At 53.6% G+C, this 24,879-nt stretch carries 25 protein-coding genes; 18 read left to right on the top strand and 7 right to left on the bottom strand.

From position 1 onward, the window contains the following. Positions 1–59: 59 nt before the first annotated feature. Positions 60–1,151 (top strand): 2-aminoethylphosphonate--pyruvate transaminase, encoded by a 1,092-nt coding sequence (gene phnW / locus B5E84_RS21010; RefSeq protein WP_242963306.1) that lies wholly within the window; start codon positions 60–62, stop codon positions 1,149–1,151. A 3-nt stretch (positions 1,152–1,154) separates the two neighbouring features. Continuing rightward, the gene (gene phnX / locus B5E84_RS21005) at positions 1,155–1,919 is read left to right on the top strand and encodes a phosphonoacetaldehyde hydrolase (RefSeq protein WP_242963305.1); all 765 of its coding nucleotides are present in this window, start codon (positions 1,155–1,157) and stop codon (positions 1,917–1,919) included. Positions 1,920–2,016: 97 nt separating this feature from the next. Here phnX and B5E84_RS05475 read toward each other — a convergent pair whose 3' ends face one another. The 5 genes from B5E84_RS05475 to B5E84_RS05455 all read right to left on the bottom strand — a co-directional run bounded on the left by B5E84_RS05475 (position 2,017) and on the right by B5E84_RS05455 (position 8,825). Further along, positions 2,017–4,299: a sensor histidine kinase gene (locus B5E84_RS05475; RefSeq protein WP_087220375.1), complete on the bottom strand. Its 2,283-nt coding sequence runs from the start codon at positions 4,297–4,299 to the stop codon at positions 2,017–2,019. A 9-nt stretch (positions 4,300–4,308) separates the two neighbouring features. Further along, positions 4,309–5,007: a response regulator transcription factor gene (locus B5E84_RS05470; protein WP_087220372.1), complete on the bottom strand. Its 699-nt coding sequence runs from the start codon at positions 5,005–5,007 to the stop codon at positions 4,309–4,311. 58 nt (positions 5,008–5,065) lie between these two features. After that, positions 5,066–6,961, bottom strand: coding sequence for a 1,4-alpha-glucan branching protein GlgB (glgB, locus tag B5E84_RS05465; RefSeq protein WP_087220369.1), 1,896 nt, complete (start codon positions 6,959–6,961; stop codon positions 5,066–5,068). A 3-nt stretch (positions 6,962–6,964) separates the two neighbouring features. Beyond that, positions 6,965–8,380, bottom strand: coding sequence for an alpha-amylase family glycosyl hydrolase (locus B5E84_RS05460; RefSeq protein WP_087220365.1), 1,416 nt, complete (start codon positions 8,378–8,380; stop codon positions 6,965–6,967). Positions 8,381–8,606: 226 nt separating this feature from the next. After that, a complete protein-coding gene (locus B5E84_RS05455) occupies positions 8,607–8,825 on the bottom strand; it encodes a YaaL family protein (protein ID WP_087220362.1) in 219 nt (72 codons plus the stop codon). Between the two features lie 241 nt (positions 8,826–9,066). On the opposite strand from B5E84_RS05455, the gene B5E84_RS05450 reads away from it, so the two are divergent. From B5E84_RS05450 to B5E84_RS05385, 14 genes are all read left to right on the top strand, one after another. Next, entirely contained in the window at positions 9,067–9,588 is a 522-nt protein-coding gene (locus B5E84_RS05450) for an A24 family peptidase (RefSeq protein ID WP_162612811.1), read from the top strand. Between the two features lie 171 nt (positions 9,589–9,759). After that, the gene (locus B5E84_RS05445) at positions 9,760–10,767 is read left to right on the top strand and encodes a P-loop NTPase family protein (RefSeq protein ID WP_242963304.1); all 1,008 of its coding nucleotides are present in this window, start codon (positions 9,760–9,762) and stop codon (positions 10,765–10,767) included. Next, on the top strand, positions 10,754–11,974 hold the full coding sequence (locus B5E84_RS05440; protein WP_330374178.1) for a TadA family conjugal transfer-associated ATPase: 1,221 nt from the start codon (positions 10,754–10,756) through the stop codon (positions 11,972–11,974). Before B5E84_RS05445 ends, B5E84_RS05440 begins: the two co-directional genes overlap by 14 nt. 142 nt (positions 11,975–12,116) lie before the next feature. Further along, on the top strand, positions 12,117–12,701 hold the full coding sequence (locus tag B5E84_RS05435; protein ID WP_242963303.1) for a type II secretion system F family protein: 585 nt from the start codon (positions 12,117–12,119) through the stop codon (positions 12,699–12,701). A gap of 26 nt (positions 12,702–12,727) precedes the next feature. Continuing rightward, on the top strand, positions 12,728–13,909 hold the full coding sequence (locus tag B5E84_RS05430) for a hypothetical protein (RefSeq protein WP_143469178.1): 1,182 nt from the start codon (positions 12,728–12,730) through the stop codon (positions 13,907–13,909). A 48-nt stretch (positions 13,910–13,957) separates the two neighbouring features. Next, positions 13,958–14,137: a Flp1 family type IVb pilin gene (locus tag B5E84_RS05425; protein ID WP_087220353.1), complete on the top strand. Its 180-nt coding sequence runs from the start codon at positions 13,958–13,960 to the stop codon at positions 14,135–14,137. Next, a complete protein-coding gene (locus tag B5E84_RS05420) occupies positions 14,137–16,017 on the top strand; it encodes a DUF5702 domain-containing protein (RefSeq protein WP_087220350.1) in 1,881 nt (626 codons plus the stop codon). The genes B5E84_RS05425 and B5E84_RS05420 overlap by 1 nt, the downstream gene beginning before the upstream one ends. Before the next feature lie 214 nt (positions 16,018–16,231). Beyond that, positions 16,232–17,017, top strand: a complete 786-nt coding sequence (locus B5E84_RS05415) for a hypothetical protein (protein ID WP_143469177.1) — start codon at positions 16,232–16,234, stop codon at positions 17,015–17,017. A gap of 145 nt (positions 17,018–17,162) precedes the next feature. Then, positions 17,163–17,591 carry an A24 family peptidase gene (locus tag B5E84_RS05410; RefSeq protein ID WP_162612810.1) on the top strand — a complete coding sequence of 143 codons (429 nt, stop codon included), beginning with the start codon at positions 17,163–17,165 and terminating at the stop codon, positions 17,589–17,591. Positions 17,592–17,605: 14 nt separating this feature from the next. After that, positions 17,606–17,983 carry a hypothetical protein gene (locus B5E84_RS05405; protein ID WP_087220341.1) on the top strand — a complete coding sequence of 126 codons (378 nt, stop codon included), beginning with the start codon at positions 17,606–17,608 and terminating at the stop codon, positions 17,981–17,983. Then, positions 17,955–19,118: a DUF6382 domain-containing protein gene (locus tag B5E84_RS05400; RefSeq protein ID WP_087220338.1), complete on the top strand. Its 1,164-nt coding sequence runs from the start codon at positions 17,955–17,957 to the stop codon at positions 19,116–19,118. The genes B5E84_RS05405 and B5E84_RS05400 overlap by 29 nt, the downstream gene beginning before the upstream one ends. Before the next feature lie 58 nt (positions 19,119–19,176). Continuing rightward, positions 19,177–19,812: a rhomboid family intramembrane serine protease gene (locus tag B5E84_RS05395; protein ID WP_087220334.1), complete on the top strand. Its 636-nt coding sequence runs from the start codon at positions 19,177–19,179 to the stop codon at positions 19,810–19,812. Further along, positions 19,799–20,215 carry an HIT family protein gene (locus B5E84_RS05390; protein ID WP_087220331.1) on the top strand — a complete coding sequence of 139 codons (417 nt, stop codon included), beginning with the start codon at positions 19,799–19,801 and terminating at the stop codon, positions 20,213–20,215. Before B5E84_RS05395 ends, B5E84_RS05390 begins: the two co-directional genes overlap by 14 nt. Before the next feature lie 22 nt (positions 20,216–20,237). Next, complete coding sequence (locus B5E84_RS05385) at positions 20,238–20,792, top strand: RNA polymerase sigma factor (protein WP_162612809.1); 555 nt, start codon at positions 20,238–20,240, stop codon at positions 20,790–20,792. Here B5E84_RS05385 and B5E84_RS05380 read toward each other — a convergent pair. After that, a complete protein-coding gene (locus B5E84_RS05380) occupies positions 20,777–21,844 on the bottom strand; it encodes an undecaprenyldiphospho-muramoylpentapeptide beta-N-acetylglucosaminyltransferase (protein WP_087220325.1) in 1,068 nt (355 codons plus the stop codon). The two genes, B5E84_RS05385 and B5E84_RS05380, sit on opposite strands and share 16 nt — an antisense overlap. Positions 21,845–21,962: 118 nt before the next feature. Between B5E84_RS05380 and B5E84_RS05375 the strand changes: the two genes are divergently transcribed. Both B5E84_RS05375 and B5E84_RS05370 read left to right on the top strand, forming a co-directional pair. Further along, a complete protein-coding gene (locus tag B5E84_RS05375) occupies positions 21,963–22,811 on the top strand; it encodes a hypothetical protein (protein WP_143469176.1) in 849 nt (282 codons plus the stop codon). A gap of 18 nt (positions 22,812–22,829) precedes the next feature. Continuing rightward, entirely contained in the window at positions 22,830–23,327 is a 498-nt protein-coding gene (locus B5E84_RS05370; RefSeq protein WP_087220320.1) for a hypothetical protein, read from the top strand. Positions 23,328–23,457: 130 nt separating this feature from the next. Here B5E84_RS05370 and B5E84_RS05365 read toward each other — a convergent pair whose 3' ends face one another. Continuing rightward, on the bottom strand, positions 23,458–24,489 hold the full coding sequence (locus B5E84_RS05365) for a LacI family DNA-binding transcriptional regulator (RefSeq protein ID WP_087220317.1): 1,032 nt from the start codon (positions 24,487–24,489) through the stop codon (positions 23,458–23,460). Positions 24,490–24,879 lie beyond the last annotated feature (390 nt).

Raw genomic sequence — 24,879 nt, 5'->3', positions numbered from 1 at the left:
TCCGCCGGAGACGGACAATAAAAAGCAGAGAACAGAGAAACAAACGGAGGAATCAAAACATGAGAAACTATAAATTGCTCACCCCAGGTCCGCTGACCACCACGGACAGTGTAAAGCGGGAAATGCTGTTTGACCACTGCACCTGGGACGATGACTATAAGCAGATTACTCAGGAAATCCGGGCTGGCCTTCTGGAGCTGGCCCATGTGCAGGAGCCGGAGTACACGGCGGTGCTCATGCAGGGCAGCGGCACCTTCGGCGTGGAGTCGGTGCTCACCAGCGCCGTGGGGGCGGAGGAAACCCTGTTAATCGCCGCTAACGGCGCCTACGGAGAGCGAATGGCGGATATGGCGGAGCACGCGGGAATTTCCTACCTTCTGTACCGGGAGGATTACGACAAAATCATTTCTCCGGAGCGGGTGCGCCAGCTTTTGGAGGAAAATCCCCAGATCACCCATGTGTCCATGGTTCACAGTGAGACGACCTCCGGCGTGTTAAACGACATCGCGGCGGTGGGAGCTGTGGTGAAGGCAGCGGGAAAGGTATTTATCGTGGACGCCATGTCCAGCTTTGGCGGCGTGGACATCCCGGTGGGCGAGCTGGGCATTGATTTTATCATCAGCAGCGCCAATAAGTGCATTCAGGGCGTGCCCGGTTTCTCCTTCATCATCTGCCGCACCAGTGAACTGGAGAAATGCAGAGGCAAGGCCAGGAGCCTGTCTTTAGATCTCTACGACCAGTGGCTGACCATGAAAAAGGACGGAAAGTGGAGATACACCTCCCCCACCCACGTGGTGCTGGCCTTCGCCCAGGCTATGAGGGAGCTTAAGGAGGAAGGGGGAATTCCGGCCCGCAGCCGCCGCTATCAGGAGAACAACCGCCTGCTGATCCGCCGTATGGCTGAGTTAGGCATCCGCCCCTACGTGAGCGAGGACATCCAGGGGCCCATTATCACCACCTTTTACTATCCGGAGGGCCGTGACTTCTCCTTCCAGGAGATGTACCAGTACATCAAGGAGAGAGGCTACGCCATCTATCCGGGAAAGGTGACGGACGCGGACACCTTCCGTGTGGGAAATATCGGAGAGATTTACAGCGAGGATATGGAAAAAGTCTGCGGTCTGGTAAAAGAATTTTTGGAGGAGAGATAAAATATGAGATACGACGGAATTATTTTTGACTGGGCGGGAACGGTGGTGGACTACGGCTGTTTCGCGCCGGTAAAGGCCTTCGAGGAGGCCTTCGGGGCCTTTGGCATCCAGCCGACGCTGGAGGAGATCCGCAAGCCTATGGGAATGCTGAAAATCGACCACATCCGCACCATGTTTTCCATGAATCGGATCGCCGGGCTGTGGAAAGAGAAGTACGGGCGGGACTGGAACGATGAGGACGTGCTGGCTGTATACCGCATGAGCGAGAAGAAGATCCTGGAGGTGCTGGAGCAGTACACCACCTTAAAGCCTTATGTGAAGGAGACGGTGGAAACCCTGCGGGGAATGGGCTTAAAAATCGGCTCCACCACAGGCTATACCGACGAGATGATGGCCGTTGTGACCAGATGCGCCAAGGAACAGGGCTACGCGCCGGACTGCTGGTTCAGCCCCGATTCCACCGGCCAGATGGGCCGCCCCTATCCCTACATGGCGTTTAAAAACATGGAAACCCTGAAATTAAAGGATGTGTCCCGCGTTATGAAGGTGGGAGATACGGTTTCTGATATTCTGGAAGGAAAGAACGCGGGAATGACCGCGGTGGGAATCATCCAGGGCAGCTCCGCCATGGGACTTTCCATGGAGGAGTACAAAGCTCTGCCGGAGGATGAGAAAGAACGTCTCTGCGACAAGGCCGCCCAGGCGTATTTAAACGCCGGGGCCGACCATGTGATCATGGATATTCGGGGAGTGCTGGACTTGATATAAACCGTGCGCGCATTCCGCCGGAGGCTTTGACCAGGGAACGCGTTCTCCTATGGCATAAAACCGTGTGCCCAACAGCGCGTTCCTGTGACAGAATCAATCAGCCTGCGGGATCCTCCGTTTCCGCCGCCGGCGGTTTCAGAGGAAATGCCACACGGGCTTTAAAGAGGTCGCCGTCGATGATAATGTCGAAGGCGCCTTTTTGCAGTACGGTCAGGCTTTTGGCGATGGATAAGCCCAGGCCGCTGCCCTCCGTGGTGCGGGCCACGTCCCCGCGGACGAAACGCTCGGTGAGCTCGCTGGCGTCGATGTTTAGCGGGTTTTCCGACACGTTTTTAATGGTAAATACGGCCATGTCATTCTGGCTCTCCAGCTTTACATAGACGCGGCTGCCTTCCATGGCGTACTTGAAGGCGTTGTTGTAAAGGTTTTCCAGGATACGCCAGAGGCGGCGGCCGTCTGCTTCGATGATCAGCCGTTTCTCCGGAACCTCCGTCACCAGATCCAGGCGGCGGATGGCAAATTTCTCCTCAAATTCCCCGTTTGTCTGCTGAATGAGCTGTGTGAAGTTTATATCGCTGATCTCCAGTTTCAGGTTGCCGGAGCTGGCTTTGGACGCCTCCACCAGGTCCTCTGTCAGGCTTTTGAGCCTCTGGGATTTCTGCTCCAGCACGTCTAAGTAGGACAGGATCTTCGGATCCTGGATTTTTTCCCTTTTGATCAGATCCACGTAGTTGATGATGGAGGTAAGAGGCGTTTTGATGTCGTGGGACACGTTGGTGATCAGGTCGGCCTTCAGACGTTCGCTTTTTACCTGCTCCCGCAGGGCGTCCTCTAAGCCGTGGCTAATATTGTTCAGGTTGTCTGCCAGGTCCTTTTCCTTGCCGGAAAACAGGGTGGTGTCAATCTGATAGCTGGTGTCGCCGGTGGACAGGGTACTGATGGCCTCCGCGATCTTGTCCCGTTCCCAGGCGTTGTGGAACATATAGTGGAACCCCCACAGATCCAGCACCACCAGGGCCACGAAAAAGAGGATGCAGAGAATGTTTCTCAGTGCTCCGTATCCGTGGTAGAGAGACAAAAAGATTCCCGAAAGGATTCCCAGGTTGGCGGCCAGAAAGCAGAAGTACACAAAGGCCACCAACACGGTCAGGTGTTTCTCCTTAAAGTACAGGTCGATAAATGTACCGGCGTTGCGGAACATACTGTTGCTCCACAGGGTTTTCGCCCCGTAGCGGCGCATGAGGCTGGCCGCCTCCCACAGCAGGAGGAAGTAAATGCACACCGCCGCCACCAGCTTGTCGGTATAGGACCAGAAATCCACCTGTACCACCAGGTGAAGGAGCTTGGAAAATACCCGGTAGCTCAGGAATACGGCGAATAGGCAGCCAAGCAGGATCAGAATAACGCTGGCTTCCGTGCTGAGGGCGTCGTAGTAGTTGAGCGGGCTTTTTCGCTCCGCGGCCATCAGGCGCAGAAGGGTTAAGGCCAGGCCCAGAATGCCTGCCAGGAGGCAGAAGATTCCGCCCACGTACATGACCCGCATATTCAGGAAGGAATCGTGTCCGGCAGAGTAGGTGTCCTCGTAAGGGTAGTCGGTGTTTAAGCCGATGGCCACGTAGTAATTGTTGTTGTCATAGGGGTTGCTGGACTCGGCTACCTGGGAAATATTGGTGGGCAGCACGGAGATATTCGTATCCGGCGCCAGGGTGGTGCCGTCCACGTAGCAGTATTTCCCCATGGAGCGGATGGAGTCCGCCGTCATGTCCGGGGCGTTGGTGTACAGGCTCATATCGGCGTCCGTCCGCTTGTAGCACACCTGAAAGACCAGGTTGGACGGCTTGGCGATCAGGTTGTTGTAAGTGCTTAAGTAGCTGCCCAGCCGTGTCATGATCTCCAGGGAAAGACTCTCCAGGGTGGCGTAGGCGTCCCCCGGCTCGGAGTAGTTGTCACTGGGCATATAGACCCGCCAGTCCACCACGAAATTATCTTCCTTGGGGGTGCTGCTTTCCATCTCCGTCCGCACCACCTCATAGTCGCTGTTCAGGTAATAGCCTAGGGACTTCCCGTAGCGAATCAGCTCGTCCAGGGTATAGGTCATGGACTGGGTCTCGATGCCGGAGGTGTAGGACACCCCCACCATTTTCTTCGAGTAGTCTAACTGTCCGTCTGTCTCGAACACGTCCTTGTAGTTGACGTAATCGAAAATGCGGTTGATGTCCTTTTCCAGCTGATCCTGAAACAGGTTGGAATCCTCATAGGTGGAGTCGGAAAACAGGTGGATTCCCCGGCCGTAGTTGTAATTTAAGTACATTAAGCTCAGTCCCAGCACGAAGATGGCTAAAAAGGCCAGGTGGAGCAGCAGGGCGGTAAATCGTTTCATATGCCCTCCTTACTGTTTTTCAATCTTGTAGCCCACGCCCCAGACCACCTTTAAGTAGCGCGGCTCCCTGGGATTGATCTCGATCTTTTCCCGGATATGGCGGATGTGGACAGCTACGGTGTTATCCGCGCCGATGGCTTCCTCGTTCCAGATCTGCTCGTAGATCTCGTCGATGGAAAACACCTTGCCCGCGTTTTTGACCAGCAGCAGCAGGATGTTGTACTCGATGGGGGTGAGCTTGATGGTCTCCCCGTCCACCTGCACCTCTTTGTTGTCGTCATTGATGGTGAGGCCGCCGCATTTGTAAATCTGCTCGCCGGCCTGCTGCTGGTTCATATTTCCCAGCTGGGTGTAGCGGCGGATGTGGGATTTTACCCGCGCCACCAGCTCCAAGGGATTGAAGGGCTTGGTGATGTAGTCGTCGGCCCCGATATTTAAGCCCAGGATCTTGTCGTTGTCCTCGGATTTTGCGGAGAGGATGATAATGGGGATGCTGCTGGTCTCCCGCACCTTTAAGGTGGTGCGGATTCCGTCCAGTCCCGGCATCATCACGTCCACGATCATCAGATCCACCGGCGTGTTTTCCAGGATTTTCAGGGCCTCAAAGCCGTCATAGGCCTTAATTACATGATAGCCCTCTCCGGTGAGATAGATGTCGATCGCCTCCACGATCTGCTTGTCGTCGTCGCAAACCAGTATGTTCTGCATAGGGCAGACCTCCTTTTATGTATGGTGTCTCAGTTATGTGTATTTCTTTGGCGGCCGGTTATGAAAAACGGAAAATAGCGGCTCCGTAGGGGGGCAGCGGGTAGGCGAAGGAGAAGGGCTGGCCGTCGCATTCCTTCTTCACCGAGCGGAAGGCCGGGGCCTTTTCTCCCCTCTGATAGAGGCCGTGGGTGCTGTCAAGCACCAGGGTGTAGGTGCCCCGTTTCGGCACGCCCACCCGGTAGTCGGCCCGCTCCATGGGAGTGAAATTGCAGACCACCAGAAGGCTCTTTTTGCCCGTCTCGTCCCGGCGGATGTAGCTGAAAATACTGCGGTCGCCGTCGTTGGCATTGATCCACTGGAATCCGTTCCAATCGGTGTCCAGCCGGTAGAGGGCCGGATATTTCCGGTACAGGTGGAGCAGTCCGGCGTAGTATTTCTGAAGGTCGGCGTGGAGCGGCTCCTGGGTGAGGTGCCAGTCTAAAGCCACCTTCTCGTCCCACTCGTGGAACTGGCCGAAATCCTGTCCCATAAACAGCAGCTTTTTGCCGGGATGGGTCATCATGAAGGTGTAGCCCACCTTTAAGTTGGCAAATTTGTCCTCATAAATGCCTGGCATTTTATTGATCATGGAGCATTTCAAATGAACCACCTCGTCATGGGAGAGCACCAGGATGAAGTTTTCGCTGGTGGAGTAGGTCATGCCAAAGGTCATTTTGTTGTGGTTGTATTTGCGGAAATAGGGATCCAGTTTCATGTACTCTAAAAAGTCGTGCATCCAGCCCATATTCCATTTAAAGGTAAAGCCCAGGCCGCCGTTTGCCGGATCGTGGGTCACCATGGGCCAGGCGGTGGATTCCTCGGCGATGACCATGGCGCCGTTTCCTCTCTGGCGGATGATGCTGTTTAAGTGGCGGAAAAATTCAATGGCCTCCAGGTTCTGGTTTCCGCCGTATTTGTTCGGCACCCAGTTGCCGTCGCTGCGGCCGTAATCCAGGTAGAGCATGGACGCCACCGCGTCCACCCGCAGCCCGTCAATGTGGTATTTGTCGATCCAGTAGAGGGCGTTGGCGATGAGGAAGTTTTTCACCTCGTTTTTGCCGTAGTCGAAGACCTTGGTGCCCCAGTCGGGGTGCTCGCCCTTGCGGGGATCGGCGTATTCATAGAGCGCTTGGCCGTCGAAATCCGCCAGTCCGTGGGCGTCTCTGGGGAAATGGGCCGGAACCCAGTCCAGGATGACGCCGATGCCTTTTTTGTGAAGGTAGTTTACAAAGTACATAAAGTCCTTGGCGGTGCCGTAGCGGGAGGTGGGGGCGTAGTAGCCCGTCACCTGGTAGCCCCAGGAGCCGTCGAAGGGGTGCTCGGCGATGCCCATGAGCTCCACGTGGGTGTAGCCCATGGAGGAAACGTAGTCCGCCAGCTCGTGAGCGGCCTCCTTATAGGTGTAGAACCCGTCCTTTTCCTCCCGGTCTTTCTTCTTCCAGGAGCCGATGTGAACCTCGTAAATGCTCAAAGGTTCTTTCGTAAGCTCCGCTGTCTTCCTGGCGTCCATCCACCGGGAGTCAGACCAGCGGAATCCCTCAATATCGGCGGTCACGGAGGCCGTTCCGGGGCGGTATTCCGCCTGGAAGGCGTAAGGATCGGCCTTTAAAAATGTGTCGCCCCGCTGGGACGTAATGGCGTATTTGTAGAGCTGCCCCGTCCTCATGCCGGGCACGAACAGCTCGTAAATGCCGGAATCTTTAAGCGGCTGCATGGGATGGCTTTTTTCGTTCCAGCCGTTGAAATCCCCGGCCAGATGGACTTCCCTCGCGTGAGGAGCCCATACGGCGAAGTACATTCCTTTTTTTCCTTTGATGGTGCAGGGATGAGCTCCCAGCTTGTTGTAAATTTCATAGTGGGTGCCGTTGCCGAACAGGTAACGGTCCATTTCTGTGATTACCCCCGTCTGTTTCATTGCTTATTCCTCCCAATGTTCTCCCAATAATTCTTTTAACTGTTCCGGCTCCATATCTTCCTCGTCCAGAGGCGCCCCCGCCTCCATGAGGGAATCCCACACCTTTAAAATCACCGCGGAATTGGCGTCTATCTCTACGGTTATGGTGTCTTCGGACAGGTTTATCTCCTCGCCGGTGAGGAGGTTTTTCGCCCGCCGGCTGCTGATGGGCAGGGGGACGGTGACGGTGCAGGGACCATCGTCGCAGTTGGCCGCCACCACGGCGATGGAATCCTGGCCGTAGCGGGCAAAGGCGTACTGACGGTTCGTCAGGTAAAGCTCCTGGTAAAGGCCGGCGGCAAACTCCGGGTTTTTGCTGTGAATGGCGTTTAAGCGCCGGATCAGGGCCGTCAGCTGGTTCGCCTGTTTTCCGGCGTCCTCCGGTGAGATGGCCGGGCGCAGGGCGGCGTCGCTGGTGCTGGACCGTTTTCCCTTGGTTCCCCATTCGCTGCCGTAATAGACGGAAGGAATGCCGGGGAGGGTGTATAGCAGGGTGTAGACCAGGCCCAGTTTCGCCGGGTCCGCCAGCTTGCTGGACAGGCGGTCCTCGTCATGATTGTCGGTGAAGGTGTAAAGCTCTACGCCGTTTTGAGGCATCCGCCGGATGGTGTGGGCGATCTCGAAGTAATTGCGGTCGTTGTGGGCGGAGTAGAGGGCCTTGTGAAGGGCGTAGTTGGTGACGGAATGGAGCATTTCCCCGTTTACCCAGCGGCTGTACTCCCCGTGGATGACCTCACCCATAAGCCAGAAATCCTCTTTTACGGTGGAGCAAAAACTCCGCAGCTCTTTCATAAAGTCGAAATCCAGGACGTTGGCACAGTCCAGGCGAAGGCCGTCGATGCCGAACTGTTCCACCCAGAAACGGACGGTTTCCAATATGTACCGGGTCACCTCCGGATTTTTTAAATTCAGGCAGGGAAGGCCGAAATGGCCCTGCCAGGCGTCGTAGCAGAACGGGTCGCCCATGGGGCTGCCGCTGTGAAAGGAGACGCCCCGGTACCAGTCTTTATAGGGAGAGTCCCATTTCTTTTCCTGGATGTCCCGAAACGCCCAGAATTCCCGCCCTGTATGGTTGAATACGGCGTCGATGACGACGCGGATCCCGGCCTCGTGACAGGCGTCCACGAACTGCCGGAATTCCTCATTGGAGCCTAAGCGGCGATCCACCTGGCGGAAGTCTCTGGTGTCATAGCCGTGGGAGGTGGATTCAAACAGAGGGCCTATGTACAGGGCGTTGAACCCCATGCCGCGCAGGTAGGGGATCCAGCCGTTTAACTGGTCAAAGCGGGAAACGGTCTCCCCGCTGTTAAACCCTGGCGCCCCTGTGGCTCCCAATGGGTAAAGATGATAAAAAACGGATTTTTCATACCATTTTTTCATGGCGTTATCCTCCTGGAATTATTTTCAGATGGATGGCGGTCCGCGCGGGGCTGGCACTTTGGGGACTGGCTGCCGGACGGCAGGGAGAGTTGCTCCCTGGACGCAGGCGGTTTTTGTCCTTAAAAAGCCTTCGGCGAAGGCGAGGTCCGCGCGGGGGAAAGCGGCTGTTATGGCAGCCGCACTTTGATACAGGCGCGCGGCGGCGCACAGCTTTCATGAACTGGGGTCAGAGTTCCCGGTTTTTAAAGCGCTGGAGGAGAAACTGATATTTTAACTGGGCGGCGTTCCATTCGTAGATATAGCAGTCGATCAGCATGGGATCCACCACCTGCTCAAAATGGTTGCGTGCCGCGTCAATGGCGTCCTTTGTCCTTGCAAGTTCGCCCCGCAGCCTCTGCTCCTCCCGCAGGGCCGCGGCTTTTCTGGCTTGTTTTAGCATTCTCATATTCCATCTCCCTGTTGTGTAATGGGGTTAGTATGGACGGGATATGGAAATATATTCATGTTGTGTGACGGTTCCGTAGGGCTGAACTGTTATCATTTTATCACCGGGCGTGTGAGACAGTCAATAAAAAAGGATTGACATTTGCCCTGAAATGGTCCATAATAGGGATACGATTCATACTCCGTTCACGGAGTATATCACAGGTTCTTATATTCCGCCGGATCAGGCGAAGTTTCCAGGTATGAGCACGTTTGGAAGGGAGTGGTGTCTATTGGACACAGATGTGGTTTTGTGTATATTTTTGACGGTATTTGGCCTTCAGGACCTGACTTGCGGGAAGGTTTCCAAATATCTGACGCTGGCTGCGTTCATAGCCGGGATTTTCCTTCGGGGAACGGGCATGGCGGCAGGGATTTTGGCGGGAGCCCTGTTTTTTCCGCTGTTTCTGGTTCGGATGATCGGGGCGGCGGATGTGAAGGCTGTGGCGGTTATTGTGGGCTTTCTCGGCCTTTCGAGAGGGCTGGAGGCGGTGGGAACCGGGTTTTTTCTGGGGGCGGTCTGGTCCCTGGAGAGGCTGCTGCGCGGAGGGATGATGGCGCGGCGCCTGTCTTATTTCTTTGCCTATATCGGGCGGATGATCACATGGAACACGTATGAGCCGTATTACCGGGCGGACCGGGACGGAAAGGAGGCGGCGATCCCGCTGGCATTTTGCCTGGCGGTAGGGACAATCCTGCGGCTGGCAGCGGGGCACATGGGCTGACAGAAAGCGGCTGTTTTGGGGAAAGGAGTTTTCCGGGCGTTGGCTGCGGCTGATACGAGGCCGGCGGGAGGGAGAATCAGTAAAAAAGCGGATGGGGTCAGGTAAAATGGCGGACCGGGAGATGGACGGCAGTTTTTTGGACTCCTGACGCGGGATGGAAAGGAGAATGGGATGAGAAGAATTATGGCGGTCTGCGACGGGAATATCCGGTACGCGGAGCGGCTGGCCGACTATGCGAATGAGAGGGGAAAGATTCCCTTTCGGGCGGTGGCGTTTTCGTCGGCGGAGCGGCTCAGGGAGTACGCGGCGAAACACAGCGTGGAGATTTTGCTGGCGGGGGAGACTGTGCCGGCGGAGGAGCTGGAGGGGATCCAGGCCAGGCAGATCATTTATCTGGGCGAGGAGAAACGGGCGGATGCCGCCAGGCTCCCGTCGGTGTATAAATATCAAAATTCCGACCGGCTGCTGCGGGAGGTGATGGCCTGCTATGACGGTGAGGACTGGGGAGAATCGGTTCCCATTGCCGGCCGGGGCCGCCTGATCGGCATCTATTCCCCTGTGGGGAGATGCGGAAAGACCGCTTTTGCCCTTACCCTGGCCCAGGTATGGAAGGAGACGGAGAAAACCTTGCTTGTAAGTCTGGAGGACTGCTCTGGATTTGGAGAAATGGCGGGGGAGAGCTATGGGGAATGCCTGTCAGACCTGCTTTACCGCTACTGTCACGGAGGCGGCTGCTGGGAAAAGCTGGGAGCCTTCGTCTATTCCTGGGGAAATGTGGACTACATTCCTCCGGCCAGGTATCCGGAGGATTTAGAGGGCATCAGCGCCATGGAGATGGCCGGTTTTCTGGAGGATATGGCCGCGGAATCCGGGTATGGGGTGATCGTGGTGGATTTGGGGCAGATGGGCCGCCAGGCGGCGGAAATCCTGGAAGCCTGCGACGCTGTGTATATGCCGGTTTTGGAGGACTGGGTATCTCAGGCGAAGGTGCGGGAATTTGAGGCATATCTGGCAGGTTCCGGCAGAGACGGAGTGGCGGAGCGCCTGGAAAAACTGAAACTGCCGTCTGGAAACCGTCCTTCGGCGGGGGAGAATTATCCGGAACAGCTTTTGTGGGGCGAGCTGGGGGATTTTACCCGCCGTCTGGTCCGGGGAGGGCGAGAGCGTGAGGAGGAATGACGGCGAGCGGTGGGAGCGTTTAAAGGGAAAGGTACGGGCCAGGCTGGAGGATTACCGGCAGATTGAGGACGAGGAGCTGTACGGCATTATTGATGAGGAAATCGTGGAACTGGGCCGGGAGACCTTTTTCCCGCTGGGAGAGCGCCTGGGCATGAGGGAGCGGCTGTTTGACGCGTTCCGGCGGCTGGGAGTGCTCCAGGAGCTTATGGACCGGGGCGATATTACGGAGATTATGGTAAACGGAAAGGACAGGATCTTTATTGAGCGGGGCGGGAGCCTGTGCCGCTGGGACGGCGGATTTGAGTCGGAGGAGCAGTTGGAGGATACGATCCAGCAGATTGTGAGCCGGGTAAACCGGGTGGTGAATGTGGCGGAGCCCATTGCGGATGCCCGCCTTCCGGACGGCTCCAGAGTCCATGTGGTGCTGCCTCCGGTGGCCCTGGACGGCCCGGCTCTCACAATCCGGAAATTCCCGGAAACCATCACCATGAAACGGCTGACGGAGCTGGGAGCGCTGACAGAGGAGGCCGCAGGATTTCTGGGGACTCTGGTGCGGGCCCGGTACAACATCTTTATCAGTGGCGGTACGGGATCGGGAAAGACCACGTTTTTAAACGCGCTGTCTGCCTTTATCCCGCCGGATGAGCGGATTGTGACCATAGAGGACTCCGCGGAGCTGCAGATCCGGCAGATTCCCAACCTGGTGCGCCTGGAAACCAGGAATGACAATGGGGAGGGAAACCGGCCGGTGACAGTGGGAGATCTGATCCGTGCTGCCCTGCGGATGCGGCCGGATCGGATTATCGTGGGAGAGGTGCGCGGAGAGGAGGCGTTTTCCATGTTGGCGGCGTTCAACACCGGCCATGACGGCTCTTTATGCACCGGCCATGGAAACAGCACGGCGGATATGCTGGCCCGGCTGGAGACCATGGTGCTGATGGGGGCCGCTTTGCCCCTGGAGGCGATCCGGAGCCAGATTGCCTCGGCCATTGATGTGATGGTGCACCTGGGAAGGCTGCGGGATAAAAGCCGCCGGGTGCTGGAGATTTCAGAGATAGGAGGCTGCGAAAATGGGAAAATTGCTCTCAATTCCCTGTTCCGGTTCCGGGAAGAAGGGACAGGCGCGGGGAAGGTGGAAGGGCGCCTTCAGAGGACGGGGGAGCTTAAAAACAGAGAAAAACTCACAGCATCAGGCTGTGAATTATGAGACGTACACGCTGTCATTTCAGGAGTGGGGATGGTGTACGGCTGCCGGAGTTGGCCTAGCCGCCCTCACGGCTTATGTGTTCTATAGAGATCTTTTGGCGTTTCTTTTATTTCTGCCGTTCGGCATGGGTTTTCCATTTTTGATGAAACGGTCATTTAAGCGAAAGAGGCTGGAGCGCCTGGCAGAGGAATTTAAAGAGGGGATCCGGGTACTGTCAGCATCTTTGGGATCCGGCTATTCCGTGGAAAATGCCTTCCGCTTAAGCGTGGAGGAGCTGACCGTCATGTTTGGAGAGGAAGGGCTGATTGTGAAGGAATTTTCCTATGTGGTGTCTCAGATGGGGCTAAACCGGCCGGTAGAGGGACTTTTGGCGGATTTTGGGCGGCGGAGCGGTCTGGAGGACGTGCGGAATTTCGCGGAGGTATTCCGTTTGGCCAAGCGCAGCGGCGGCCGTCTGGGGGAGATCATGGACAATACGGCCGGGGTGATTCGGGACAAGATGCAGGTGCAGGAGGACATCCGCACGGCGACGGCGTCCAGGAGGATGGAACAGAGGATTATGAGCGGCCTGCCGTTTGGAATTGTACTCTATGTGGATCTGACCTCGCCGGGATTTTTTGACGTGATGTATACCACCGGGGCCGGAAAGATGGTAATGACGGTGTGCCTGGGAATCTATCTGGCAGCGGTGGCGGCTGCCTGGAAGATACTGGAAATTGAGGTGTAGCGATGGAGCGGAAACAACGGAGAAGAATGCAGATTGCAAGTGTGCTGGCGGGACTGGCTCTTTACGGTCTTGGAATGGCAGCGGGCGCGGGGCGGCAGGACCGGACGGTTTTGATCCGGAATCCCCATGGAGAAGGGACAGCGCTCTATGAGGTGACGGTAAACGGGCTGCTGGAGCGGGAGACGAAGGTAACCGTCCCCGTGGGGGAGAGAACCTACACGGCGGATGAGGCGGAGAGGCTCTTTGACGAGATTGAGGAGGAGCTTCCTAAACGGATTTTGGGGGAAAACGCGTCCATCCATCAGGTGAGGACGGATCTGGAGCTGATAACCCAGTGGGACGAATATGGGATTGAGCTGCAGTGGGAGACGGACGGGCGGCTGGTGGATGGTCTGGGGAAGGTGTACGGGGACGGAGTGGCCCCGGAGGGAGAACAGGTGGAACTGGCGGCAGTGCTTTCAGACGGCAGTCACGAGAGGAGATGCGGGATAGAGATCACGGTGCTGCCGCCGTTTCTTACCGGCGAGGAGCTGGAGGTGGAGCGTTTTTTGGAACAGGTGAGAGCGGAGGACACCGCTCAGGGCGGAGACAGCCTGAGACTTCCGGGAAGTTTTAAAGGAAACGCGCTTTCTTACTATGATCCGGAGGGGGCGCCGCTGTGGGCGCTGCCGTTTTTCGGTATTTTGACTGCTGTTTTTCTGGAGGTGAGGGAACGGGAAACGAAAAAACAGCAGAAAGAGCGGCGAGAGAGAGAGCTTTTGCGGGACTATCCGGAAATCGTCTCCAAGCTCACCGTGTTCTTGGGAGCGGGGCTTACTGTGCGGGGAGCCTGGGACCAGATTGTGAGAAATTATGAACGGGACCGAAAGGAGGGGAAAGGGGAGCGGTATGCCTATGAGGAGATGAGGGAAACCCTGGGACAAATGGAAAAGAAAATCCCGGAAGGAAAGGCGTATCAGGAGTTTGGAAGGCGGTGCGGCCTTCAGCCGTATTTAAAGCTGGCGGGACTGCTGGAGCAGAACCGGAGAGAGGGGACGAAAAACTTAAGGAGCGCTATGAGGCTGGAGATGGCTGCCGCTTTTGAGGAGCGGAAAAATCTGGCCAGAAAACAGGGGGAGGAGGCGGGAACGAAGCTTTTAATACCGCTGTTTCTGATGCTGGGAGTCGTGATGGCCATGGTGGCGGCTCCGGCGCTGCTGTCATTTTAAAACTGATCAAATCGTCATCTGGCCTTGCGGCCGGGAAGGAGAGTGTCTATGAATCTGAGAAAAGAATGGCTGGCATTTTGGAATGAGGAGGACGGAGTAGGTGTGATTGAGGTGGTGCTGATTCTGGTGGTTTTAATCGGCCTGGTAATCGTGTTCAAAAAGCAGATCAACGAGCTGCTTACTAACGTCTTTAAGGAAATCAACAAACAGTCAAAAGAGGTGTACTGATGAGGAAAAGCGGTCAGATCACAGTATTTTTAAGCATGGTCCTGTTATGTATCGCGGCGCTTTTATGTGCCCTGGTGGAGTCTGCCAGAACGGCGGGAGCCAGGTGTTATCTGCGGGTGGCGGCTGATTCTGCCCTGGATTCCGTGATGGCGGGGTATCACAGAGAGCTGTGGAAACAGTACCGGATCCTTTTGCGGGAATTTGGCGGAGAGGAGGAGCTGGAGGCAGAGTTTTCCAGGTATTTTGATGGATATTTAGAGGCCGCTGGCTGGTATCCGGCGGAAAACGAGACCGTGGTTGTGGATAAAACGATACGGATTGTGGATGACGGTGGAAAACATTTGCAGCGAGAGGTGCTGGACTATATGAAATACGGGGTCTGGTCGCTGGACTTTTCAGAGGAGGAGGCCGTAGGCATCTGGGACGGGCTGAAGGAGGCGACGGCAGTGCAGGAAACATCGGCGCTGTATGGGGACTGCGCGGACCGGGCGCTGGAACTGGAACGGGTGCTGGAGGAAATTGACCGCGGGCAGAATGGGCAGAAGGAGCTCAGCGAGGAGGGACGGCGGCAGCTCGCCGCCGGAAATGGAGACGGCTTTCTGAGAACGGGGAAACGTCTGATAGAGGAGCTTAAAAAAGTCCCGGGGGCCGTAAAGGAGTACGGGAAGAAGGCGGATGAGTTTCAGAGAGAGCTGGAGTCTGTCTATAGAGAAATCCAGGTAAAAATGGAGGACATGACTCCTCAGACCCGGGCGGCGGCCAAGGAAGAATACGAGAGATATTTAGCGTACACCGCGAAAGATGGGGAGCGCAGAGGGGAGATCGAGAGCCTGACAGGGATCGCGGAAGAAAATGAACGGCTGACGGAGGCAGTTATGGAGGAGGCGCGGGACGTGATGGATGATATCGCCAACTGGGACGGGGATGAAGATGAGGAGCTGGATGAGGATGCCCTTTGGAGGCCGGTGGCCCGCCATATGGGAGAGTTTCAGGTAAAGAGCCTGGACTGCGCCCATGGAACGGCAGATAAAGAAAAGCAGTCCTTTCTGAAAAATATTATGAGAATAGCGGAAGAAGGGCTGCTGGGATTGGTGCTGCCGGAAGGGACGCAGGTATCCGGGGCAGAGTTGACCGGAGCCCCCCTGGGATCCGTTTCGGAAGGAGATACACCGTCGGAAGGTCTGGGAGACCGGCTGCTTACGGGGGAATACTGCGGACAGTTTTTCCGTCATTTCCTGGACGGATTTGAGGAAAAGCCGGGGATCTGCTATCAGATGGAGTATCTGGCCAGCGGAGAGCTGGAGGATTCGTCTAATTTGGCAGAGACAGCGGCAAAGCTTTTAGCGGTTCGTGAGGGGCTGAATCTGATTCATATTCTGGGGGATCCGGAAAAAAAGGCGCAGGCAAGGGAGCTGGCTGCGGCAATCGTGGGAGTTTCGGGGATGCTGCCCCTGGTGGAGGTTGTGGCAGTCCTTGTCATGGGCGTGTGGGCCCTGGGAGAGGCGATCGCGGATGTGAAGGCGCTTTATGCCGGAGGAAAAGTCCCCCTAGTAAAGCGGAAGGAGGACTGGAAACTGAGCCTTGATCAGCTGCTGGATTTTGGAAAAAACGGCGACGTAAAGGTTCAGGAGGAGGATCATGGATTTTCCTATGAAAGCTATATAAAGCTGCTGCTGTTCGCCTCTGATCAGAGGACCCTTCTTTACCGCATGATGGATGTGATGCAGGACGCTATCGGGTGGGCAGAGCCTGGATTTCTCATGGAGCGCTGCGCCGTTCGGGTAGAGATGACAGCAGCCACCCGCGCGGAGCACCTGTTTTCCGCAGGCGGGCAGCTGGGCAGCTACAGGCTGGAAACGAAGGTGGGAAAGGCTTATTGATATTTACACAGGAGGAAATTGTGGAAAAGAACTATTCACAGGGATTGGGAGGTGGAAAAAGATGCCCTTCTTTCGGAATAACTGCATAAAAAATCAATTTAGAAAGGAAATAAACAAGAATGTGACTCTCCAGGTACGCAATCCCCCATATGATAAACGAAATCTGACAGCCGGAAGGAGGGTGTCTTTTTCCGCCTCCCTGCCAGAGGCTGGTTTGACGTCCTTAAAGGGCGGCATGACAGTGGAGGCAGCCCTGGGGCTTACGCTGTTTCTGTTTTTTATGGCTCTGATGGCGTGCCCGATCCAGATTATGGACACCAGAAGACGGGTTCAGGCGGGAGTGGAGGCGCAGGGAGAGATGATTGCCCAGTACGGGTATTTTACTACCGGTCTGGCAGAGTCTGAGGATATGGATCTGTTGGCGGGAATGTCGGAGGCGGCGATCTGTCTTATGGTGGAGAGGGCTGCGGAGAACAGCGTGGACACAAAACGCGCCGGAAAATTTTCCGCCGGAAAAAGCCGGATTCTGGAGGACGGTGAGACGATTGACCTGATTGTGGATTATGAGATTAAACTGCCCTTTCCGGTGTTTTCCCTGGAGGAACTGCCGCAGCAGGTTCGCTGCCTGAGGCGGGCTTGGACCGGAAAGGATGGTTTGAGGGCGGAAAACGGGGATCAGAGCGAAGGGGAAACCATTGTATACGTGGGCCGGGACAGTGTCCGGTATCATGTAAGCCGAACCTGCCACTATCTCTATAACCACATCACAGCGGTTTCCAGAGGGGAGCTGGACAGTTTGAGGAATCAGGACGGAAAGCGCTATAAGGCCTGTGCCATATGCGGAAACGGGACGGGAGATACGGTCTATATTATGCCGGGCGGGGAGAGTTATCACTCCAGACGGGATTGCAGGTCTATCACTGCCTATGTGCGGGCCGTTCCGTTGGAAAGCGTTCGTCATTTGGGGGCTTGTTCTTATTGCTCTGCCGCAGGAAACTGAGCTTTCCATGGTGAAAATGTTTCCGGCGGAGAAACGCTCTACACAGAGGGAAAAGGGAAACGGAAACGGTCGCGCTCCGGCGCCAGTGGGTGCCACAGCCTGCCCTTTTCCCGGAAAATTTATGAAACGAAAAGGGGAAAGGAATATGAAGGAGATTTTGTTTTTAGGCTTTTTGATAATCGCGGCATGGCAGGATGCCAGAAAAAAAGAGATTGACGCCTGGATTTATGTGGTGTTTGGGAGTTTGATCTGGTTTGGAAAGCTGTGCTTTGACGGACCGGTATCTTTAGGCTCGGAGATGGTCAACGCGGTGCCGGGGATATTGTTGGTCCTGTTTTCAAAGTGGTCGGACGGGGCTGTGGGAGAGGGAGACGGCTGGTTTTTCGTGGTGGCCGGGATTGCCCTGGGGTTTAAGAGAAATGTGGCTTTGTTTTTTGTCAGCCTGTTTTTGTGCGTTCTCTGGTGTGCCGGGCTGCTTATGTGGGGAAGGGCAAAGAATATTTCCGTAAGAAAGAGGACGGTGCCTTTTCTGCCCTTCACAGTGCCGGCAGTGTTGTGGATGCTTGTGAGATAGGAGGGCAGACCGGTATGAAATTAAGGGGAAGCTATACGGTGGAGGCAGCGTTTGTCATGGGAATGCTGCTGCTGGCAGTGACCCAGGGGATTTTATGGACTTATCGCCTGAAGGACCAGGTGGTAGGGGCGATGATCCTGGAGGAGGCTGTGGAGTGGGTTCGGTACGACGAGGAAACGCCCCTTGGGGAAAACCTGCAAAAGGGGCTGGAGATCCTGGGATTTGGGGTACGCGTTGCGGATGAAGGCACCTATTTAGAGGGAACGGTGGAAAAAAACGGGCAAAAGCGGGAGCTTTCCATGAAACGGTACGAACCGGAGGAGTTTCTGCGAAAAGTATCAATGATAGAGGAGGGAGTGGAACATGGAAATTCGGTATCAGCGGGAGATTAGACATAACTATCTTATTATAGGAATGGAGTGGCGGCCGGATGATTTTGAAATGAGAATGGCGGAAGAAAACAATATTTCCGGATTTCTGCCGTTCCAGGCAAAGGAAGTGGGAGGGAAACTGGAATGTTATTATGAAATTACCTCCAGACAGCCCTTAAGCCGTATGGTGGAACGAAAGGAGATGCGGGCGGAGGAGCTGCGCCATCTGATTCTGGGAATTTCTGCTGCGGTGGAGGAAATGGAGCGCTATCTTTTGGGCGAGGAACACATTTTGCTGGAGCCGGAGTATATATACATTGAACCGCAGAATTATACAGTATCCTTATGCTTTGTGCCAGGATATATGGGAAATTTCCCTGTGGCGGTGTGCCGGCTAATGGAGTACCTTCTGGGACGGATCAGCCATGAGGACCGGGAGGGCGTGGTTTTGGCCTACGAACTGTTTCAGGTGACGAAACAGGAGAATTATGGGATCCGTGATCTGTTGAAGACGCTGTATCAGCCGGAGCACACCCTGGATACACCGATTCCGGAAACGGATTGGTTTCAGGAGTCATTTGCACAGCAGGGCAGAACGGAGACCGATTTCAGTATGGAAGAAGGAAATGTGGAGAAAAAAGGGCTGCTGACCAGGCTGAAACGAAAGAAAACGGAAAAAATACCGGAGGAAAGACGGGAAAATACCGGTTTCGGGCCGAAGGAGCTGTTCCGTCCCAAACGGGCGGAGAATTCCTGGCAGATGGTATTCCCGGAGGATGAGTACGAGAGGGTGGCGGAGCCGCCGGCCCGGTACGGAATGGAGTCTCAGGAGGGAGAGAATACTGCTTTGCTGACGGAACGGGAACCAGCGGAGCGAAGGCTGATCAGCGTTTCCGGAGAAGGGGAGATTTCCATTCCCTATTTTCCCTTCCTTATTGGAAAGCAGGAGGGATTGGTGGACTGTGTGCTGCCAAAAGATACGGTGAGCCGGCTTCATGCCAGAATTGACAAAGAGGGGGACGGGTATACGGTGACAGACTTAAATTCCACAAACGGCGTGCGTGTGTCCGGCCGGCTTTTGCAGACAAATGAGACCGCCGCCCTGCCGGTGGGAAGTGAGATTTATTTCGCGGATGCAGGCTTTTTGTTTTTATGAGTCTTAACAAATTCTGGAAAATATGTTACAATAAGCGTGTATAAAAAGGAGAAAACGTATGCAGCATCGCCGGAGAAAGCCCGCGTATATCAATGACACGCTGATCATTGTCAACATATTATATTTTCTATGGCTGGAATTTTGCGGATCTACGGAAAATGCCTGGTTCATGGTAGAACATGGAGCAATGTACGTGCCGTTGATTGTAAAGCACGGGGAGTACTACCGCCTGCTGACATCGGTGTTCATGCACTTTGGGATTTCCCATTTGGTGAACAACATGATTATTCAGTTTGTGCTGGGGGATAATCTGGAACGGGCGTTGGGCAGGATCAAGTATCTGGTGTTTTACCTGGTCTGCGGAGTTGGGGCAAACGTTTTTTCTATGATAGTCAGTATTAATGATTATGAGCCGGCAGTTTCGGCAGGGGCGTCGGGAGCGATCTTCGGAGTGATCGGCGGCCTGCTGTACGCAGTGATCCGGAACAGAGGACAGCTGGAGGATTTAAGCACCAGACAGCTTACGATGCTTGTGGTATGTTCTCTCTATTTCGGATTTACCAGCACAGGTGTGGATAACGCGGCTCATATAGGCGGCTTGGTTCTTGGATTTCTTCTGGGGGTATTGTTTTATACCGGCCCGGAGGAGAGGAAGCCGTATGCTGAGGAGGGAGGCATGAATGAAGGACGATAACTGCATTTTCTGCAAAATTGCAAATGGAGAGATCCCATCTTCTACCATATATGAAGATGAGGACTTTCGGGTAATTCTGGACCTGGGGCCGGCTTCCAGGGGCCATGCACTGATTCTTCCGAAGAATCACTATCAGGACGTGTGCGCTCTGGATGATTCGGTAGCCGCAAAGGCTCTTCCCCTGGCGGCAAAAATAGGCGCTGCAATGAAAAAGGCATTGGGCTGCAGCGGCTTTAACGTGGTGCAGAATAATGGGAGGTCAGCCGGCCAGACTGTGTTCCATTTTCATGTACATATTATTCCACGGTATGACGGCGGCCCTGAAATGGTGTCCTGGAAACCGGGTGAACCAACAAAGGAGGAGCTGTCAGAGACAGCGGAGCTTATTAGAAATGAATTATAATAAACGGCAGGCAGGAGAGAATATGGAACGTGAAATGAATCAGTTGTTCCGGTCAATTTACGAAACGTATCAAGCACCTTTGAGAACGATTGCCAGAAGGTACGGAGTGGAGTATGACGATATTGACGATGTGGTTCAGGAGACCTTCGCTGCGTATTATCAATACTATCTGTTCAAGGACGGAGAAGAAATCGGCAATATCAAAGCGATGCTGACGAAGATCCTAAAGAACAAATGTGTGGATCTGTACAGAAGGAATTGCCGGATCGGAAAAGTAGAATGGGATCCAGAAGATGGCAGAGTGCCGACCGCGGTACTGTTGCGGTGTATGGGAAAAGATGTTTCAGACCTGGTGATTGAGAACCATCGCTATATGGAGATTCGCGGAATCATTGATGCGATGAAACCAGATTGGAGAGATGTTGTTTACTATTGCTGTGTTTTGGAGTATTCGCCTTCCGAGGCCAGCGAACTGTTGGGCATCTCGGGAACGGCGTGCCGTTCCCGATTGATGAGAGCCAGGATCTATTTGAGAAAGAAATTAGGTCCGGAGTATATGCCTCAGTTTGCGGAATAGGATTCGATCAGAGATATGATCGTATCCACCGCGTTGGAGAGCGGGCTCTGTTCCATTGAGGAGATAAACTGCGACCGGTTTTGATCGGTGGCGGTGATGGCCTGATAAAGGGAATCCTCCGTCAGGCTTTCCTCCTCAAGGACGGTGCTGAATCCCTGCTTTTCAAAGGATCTGGCATTTAAAATCTGATCACCGCGGCTGGCAGCTGCGGACAGCGGGATCAGTACGTTCGGTTTCCGGAGGGCCAGAATCTCGCAGATAGAGTTGGCGCCAGCTCTGGAGACGATCACATCAGCAGCGGCAAACAGATGCTTTAACGGCGCGTCCACGTATTCATACTGAACATATCCGGCGGTTCCAATCAGGCCTTCGTCCAGATTGCCTTTCCCGCAGATATGTACCACCTGGTATTGGGAGAGGAGCTTGGGGAGAATCTTTCTCACCGCGTTGTTGACGGTGACAGAACCTAAGCTGCCGCCAATTACCAGTATGACAGGACGGTTTGCGGACAAGTGAGCGTATTGAAGTCCGGAGAGCCGGTCACCCTCCAAAAGCTCCTTGCGGATGGGGGAGCCGGTGAGAACTGCTTTTTCCTGAGGAAGGTATTTTAAAGTCTCAGGGAAATTGCAGCAGACCTTCTGGGCAGAAGGAATACATATTTTGTTGGCCAGACCGGGAGTCATATCGGATTCGTGGATAATCGTCGGGATTTTGTAATGTTTCGCGGCCAGAACCACAGGAACGGCAACAAAACCACCCTTGGAGAATACAACGTCCGGTTTGTATTCTTTCAGCAGTTTTAAAGCCTCGCCGTAACCTTTCAAAACGCGGAAGGGATCTGAGAAATTTTTCAGATCAAAATATCGGCGCAGCTTACCGGAAGAAATGCCGTGGTATGGAATACCGGCATTTTCAATCAACTTCTTCTCAATACCCTGATAAGAACCGATGTAATGAATCTCGTATCCCAGTTCCTGTAAAGACGGGATCAGAGCGAGATTTGGAGTGACGTGCCCGGCTGTACCGCCGCCGGTTAGGATGATTTTTTTCATATGGTTACCTCCACAGCAATTCGGGTTTTATCTCTATTACTATACTACCCATAAGATGTGAAAAGTCAACCCTTTCAAAAAAGGGAAGTTGAGGATAATTGGCAGAATGAGGTGCTTTGTGGACAGCAAGAAGATCAAGGGGCAGCAGGATGATTATATAATGGATGAGATCAAAGCAGCCTATGGGTTTTCTGAAAGGCAGCTGAAAATGGATATGGATGATGCCATCGCCCACCCAGACACCTCTCCGGAACTGAAAGCTCCGGACGGCGAATTTGAGCTGATTATGCAGAAAGTGAAAATGTGGATGAAGGAGAGAGAGGAAAAACAGTCCGATTCAAGCGTTTCAGACCCTTTGCCAGATACAAATGGTTCCCCATCCCCGCCCCGGCGTTTCCGAAGAAGGAAATGGTCGCGGGTTGTTGTGGCAGCGGCTGTTGTTGGGGTGATTTGCGTGGGGGGGACGGTTTGTGTTGTGGGTAGGAATGGGTTTAGGTATGGGGAAGTGAGTGAAAGTGATGGAAATAAAGGTGTTGTATGGAATAATGTTCCCGTATTGGCAGGAGATATAAAAACGGCAGAAGATGCTTGTGATGAAATTGCAAAAGAATTGGGAATTCCTGTTTTGTCACTAAGCTATGTGCCTTCAGATATGTTTTTTCAAGAGTTAGTATTTGAAGGAAAACGAGCAATTATTAAGTGGGAGTATAATGATCATATTATAAGATTAACGGAACTTGGTGATGAGGAAGAAATTGTCAATATGCATATATCAGATAGGATACCATATGCAAAACAGCACAATCGTTTGCTGGGTGAAGATGTTATTTTGAGTAAAAATTATTTAACTAATGGAGCAGTAGAATTTAGTGCAGAGATAACAACAAGAACAGCATATTATCTTTTAAGCGGTATAATGGAAGAAGATGAGTTTAAAAAAATCGTTGAAAATATGCGATATTATTAATGAGAGGATGAGGGACATATGAGAAAATTGTTAAAGAGTATTTTAATAGGGATATTAATTGCAATTTTAGGAACTAGTCCGACTTTTGCGCAAACAGCCACTCAGGAAAATAGTCATAATCAAAATTTGCAGGAGAAACAACAAGTTATTGTGCAGCTTTATGATCCAAGAGGAAACTGGGTTGCCGATGGGATCTTATCTATTAGCAATCCTAGAAATGGTAGGATAGGTATCTATATGACAACGCAATGTCATGTGGCAGTTGATGAGATACAAATGGATATAGCAGTAGAACAATATGATGAAGATCGAGAAAGATGGAATCAGGTTGATTATTTAACATATAATTTTTATCCAAGTGGAGGCAAACCTTTAACAGAAGCATCCGTTGATTTCCAATTATCTGGACATGAGTCAAATTGTACATACAGACTAAGGGGTTGGCATACAGTGTTTGTGAATGGAAACTATGAAGAATTAAAAAGTGAAACACCTGGTATTAAAATCACCGGCTAATCCCTGAAACGCACATCACCAACCAGCAAATCACCCCCAAAATTATCTTACACCTCCAAGGCCTCTGGACCCATCTCCAGAGGCCTCACTCTTTCCACAATTCATCCCCTTCACCTAAAAATCCATTCTTTTACCCGTCCACCCCCACCGGCCCGCAGCTCTCCCTCACCACAATATGATGAGGCACAATGGTTTTCGTCGCCATCAGGTTCGGGTTTTCGATATGGCTGATCATCTGGGAGGCGGCCTCAATGCCCAGCTGAAGGGAGTTTACGTCCATAGAGGTAAGGGGCGGGCTGGAAATCTGGGAGAACAGGGAGTTGTTGAAGGAGATGATAGACAGATCCTTCGGAACCGACAGGTTCATCTCCAGACACAGGCGCTCCAGGCAGGAGGCCAGGATGTCATCACTCACCAGAATAGCCGTGGGGCGGTCCGGGCGTTTTAAGAGGGCCTCCACGGTCTCGTTTCTGACTCCGGGGTGGAACGCCGTCTCCAGGCAGTAGCCTTTGGGGGAGGAGAGGCCGTTTTCCGCCAGGGCCAGCAAATAGCCGGATTTTCGGTCTCCGGCAAACAGCAGGGAGTGGCCCACACTTATATAGGCGATCCGGCGATGTCCCAGAGAAATGAGGTACTGGGTGGCCTCTCTGCCCGCCAGAATGTTGTCATTGTCCACGTAGATGGTCTGGTTGGCGTTGCGGTAGGCCTTGCCCACCAGAACGTAGAGGATTCCCTCCTCGTGAAAATAATTGATCACCGGATCATTTTCGCGGGAATAGAGCACGATGAATCCCTCTGCCAGGCCGCTGCGCACCATGGTTTTGGCGGCGCGAAGGATCTCGTCTTCGTTTTTTCCGGTGATGACGGTGTTGATGTACTGCTTTTCGTTGCACAGCAGGCTGATGCCGCGGATAGCCTCCAGATAGAAAGAGTTTTCATAGGCCTCCCATTCCGACGGAGGAAGAATGATTCCGATGGTGCGGGAGTTCTGGGTGGCCAGGCCGCTTGCCTGAAAATTGGGCTCATATCCCAGAATATCCATAGCCTGACGGACCTTCTCCTTCGTCTGGCGGCTGATGGACGGATGATCCTTGCAGGTGCGGGAAACCGTGGAGGGGGACACGCCCGCCAGGGCGGCCACGTCTTTTAAGGTAACTGGCATGGAAAACCTCCTTTGCTGCCGGCTGTTCGGAGTAAAAATGACCGCCGGCGAAAATAATGAAAATTGCATAAAGCGTACGTTTCACGCAAGAAAAATCAAAAATTTATACTTCTAGTTTAATCAGTTTGCGGACGTTTGTCAAATGATTTTGCATAGTAAATGCAAGCGATTGCACAAAATATAGGATAAAAAGTGCACAAAACAGGGGTCGATAATTTGTTGAAATGGTAGAAAACGAGAAAAATAAAGGAAAACACTTGCTTTTTCGCGGCTGGATGCTATATATTTAATGCAAGCGATTGCACAAAATAATGCAAACCATCAGCGCAACGGTGCAGAAAGCAGAGCAGACCTGAGAATGAGATGTGCGGGATGGGTATGAAAAGCTGA

It is taken from the genome of Lachnoclostridium sp. An14, assembly GCF_002160755.1.
Taxonomy (GTDB): Bacteria; Bacillota; Clostridia; order Lachnospirales; family Lachnospiraceae; genus Lachnoclostridium_A.
The sequence above is the reverse complement of the archived record's forward strand: the minus strand, read 5'-3'. Positions and strand labels throughout refer to the sequence as shown.

Excerpts from the sequence above, each read along its gene's own strand:
- B5E84_RS05405 (WP_087220341.1), top strand. The coding sequence starts at position 17,606 with ATGAAATTAAGGGGAAGCTATACGGTGGAGGCAGCGTTTGTCATGGGA.
- phnW (WP_242963306.1), top strand. The coding sequence starts at position 60 with ATGAGAAACTATAAATTGCTCACCCCAGGTCCGCTGACCACCACGGAC.
- B5E84_RS05395 (WP_087220334.1), top strand. The coding sequence starts at position 19,177 with ATGCAGCATCGCCGGAGAAAGCCCGCGTATATCAATGACACGCTGATC.
- B5E84_RS05425 (WP_087220353.1), top strand. The coding sequence starts at position 13,958 with ATGAATCTGAGAAAAGAATGGCTGGCATTTTGGAATGAGGAGGACGGA.
- B5E84_RS05445 (WP_242963304.1), top strand. The coding sequence starts at position 9,760 with ATGAGAAGAATTATGGCGGTCTGCGACGGGAATATCCGGTACGCGGAG.
- B5E84_RS05450 (WP_162612811.1), top strand. The coding sequence starts at position 9,067 with ATGAGCACGTTTGGAAGGGAGTGGTGTCTATTGGACACAGATGTGGTT.
- B5E84_RS05370 (WP_087220320.1), top strand. The coding sequence starts at position 22,830 with ATGAGAAAATTGTTAAAGAGTATTTTAATAGGGATATTAATTGCAATT.
- B5E84_RS05400 (WP_087220338.1), top strand. The coding sequence starts at position 17,955 with ATGGAAATTCGGTATCAGCGGGAGATTAGACATAACTATCTTATTATA.
- B5E84_RS05380 (WP_087220325.1), bottom strand. The coding sequence starts at position 21,844 with ATGAAAAAAATCATCCTAACCGGCGGCGGTACAGCCGGGCACGTCACT.
- phnX (WP_242963305.1), top strand. The coding sequence starts at position 1,155 with ATGAGATACGACGGAATTATTTTTGACTGGGCGGGAACGGTGGTGGAC.
- B5E84_RS05460 (WP_087220365.1), bottom strand. The coding sequence starts at position 8,380 with ATGAAAAAATGGTATGAAAAATCCGTTTTTTATCATCTTTACCCATTG.
- B5E84_RS05455 (WP_087220362.1), bottom strand. The coding sequence starts at position 8,825 with ATGAGAATGCTAAAACAAGCCAGAAAAGCCGCGGCCCTGCGGGAGGAG.
- B5E84_RS05470 (WP_087220372.1), bottom strand. The coding sequence starts at position 5,007 with ATGCAGAACATACTGGTTTGCGACGACGACAAGCAGATCGTGGAGGCG.
- B5E84_RS05435 (WP_242963303.1), top strand. The coding sequence starts at position 12,117 with ATGAAACGGTCATTTAAGCGAAAGAGGCTGGAGCGCCTGGCAGAGGAA.
- B5E84_RS05410 (WP_162612810.1), top strand. The coding sequence starts at position 17,163 with ATGAAGGAGATTTTGTTTTTAGGCTTTTTGATAATCGCGGCATGGCAG.
- B5E84_RS05365 (WP_087220317.1), bottom strand. The coding sequence starts at position 24,489 with ATGCCAGTTACCTTAAAAGACGTGGCCGCCCTGGCGGGCGTGTCCCCC.
- B5E84_RS05475 (WP_087220375.1), bottom strand. The coding sequence starts at position 4,299 with ATGAAACGATTTACCGCCCTGCTGCTCCACCTGGCCTTTTTAGCCATC.
- B5E84_RS05385 (WP_162612809.1), top strand. The coding sequence starts at position 20,238 with ATGGAACGTGAAATGAATCAGTTGTTCCGGTCAATTTACGAAACGTAT.
- B5E84_RS05390 (WP_087220331.1), top strand. The coding sequence starts at position 19,799 with ATGAAGGACGATAACTGCATTTTCTGCAAAATTGCAAATGGAGAGATC.
- glgB (WP_087220369.1), bottom strand. The coding sequence starts at position 6,961 with ATGAAACAGACGGGGGTAATCACAGAAATGGACCGTTACCTGTTCGGC.
- B5E84_RS05420 (WP_087220350.1), top strand. The coding sequence starts at position 14,137 with ATGAGGAAAAGCGGTCAGATCACAGTATTTTTAAGCATGGTCCTGTTA.
- B5E84_RS05430 (WP_143469178.1), top strand. The coding sequence starts at position 12,728 with ATGCAGATTGCAAGTGTGCTGGCGGGACTGGCTCTTTACGGTCTTGGA.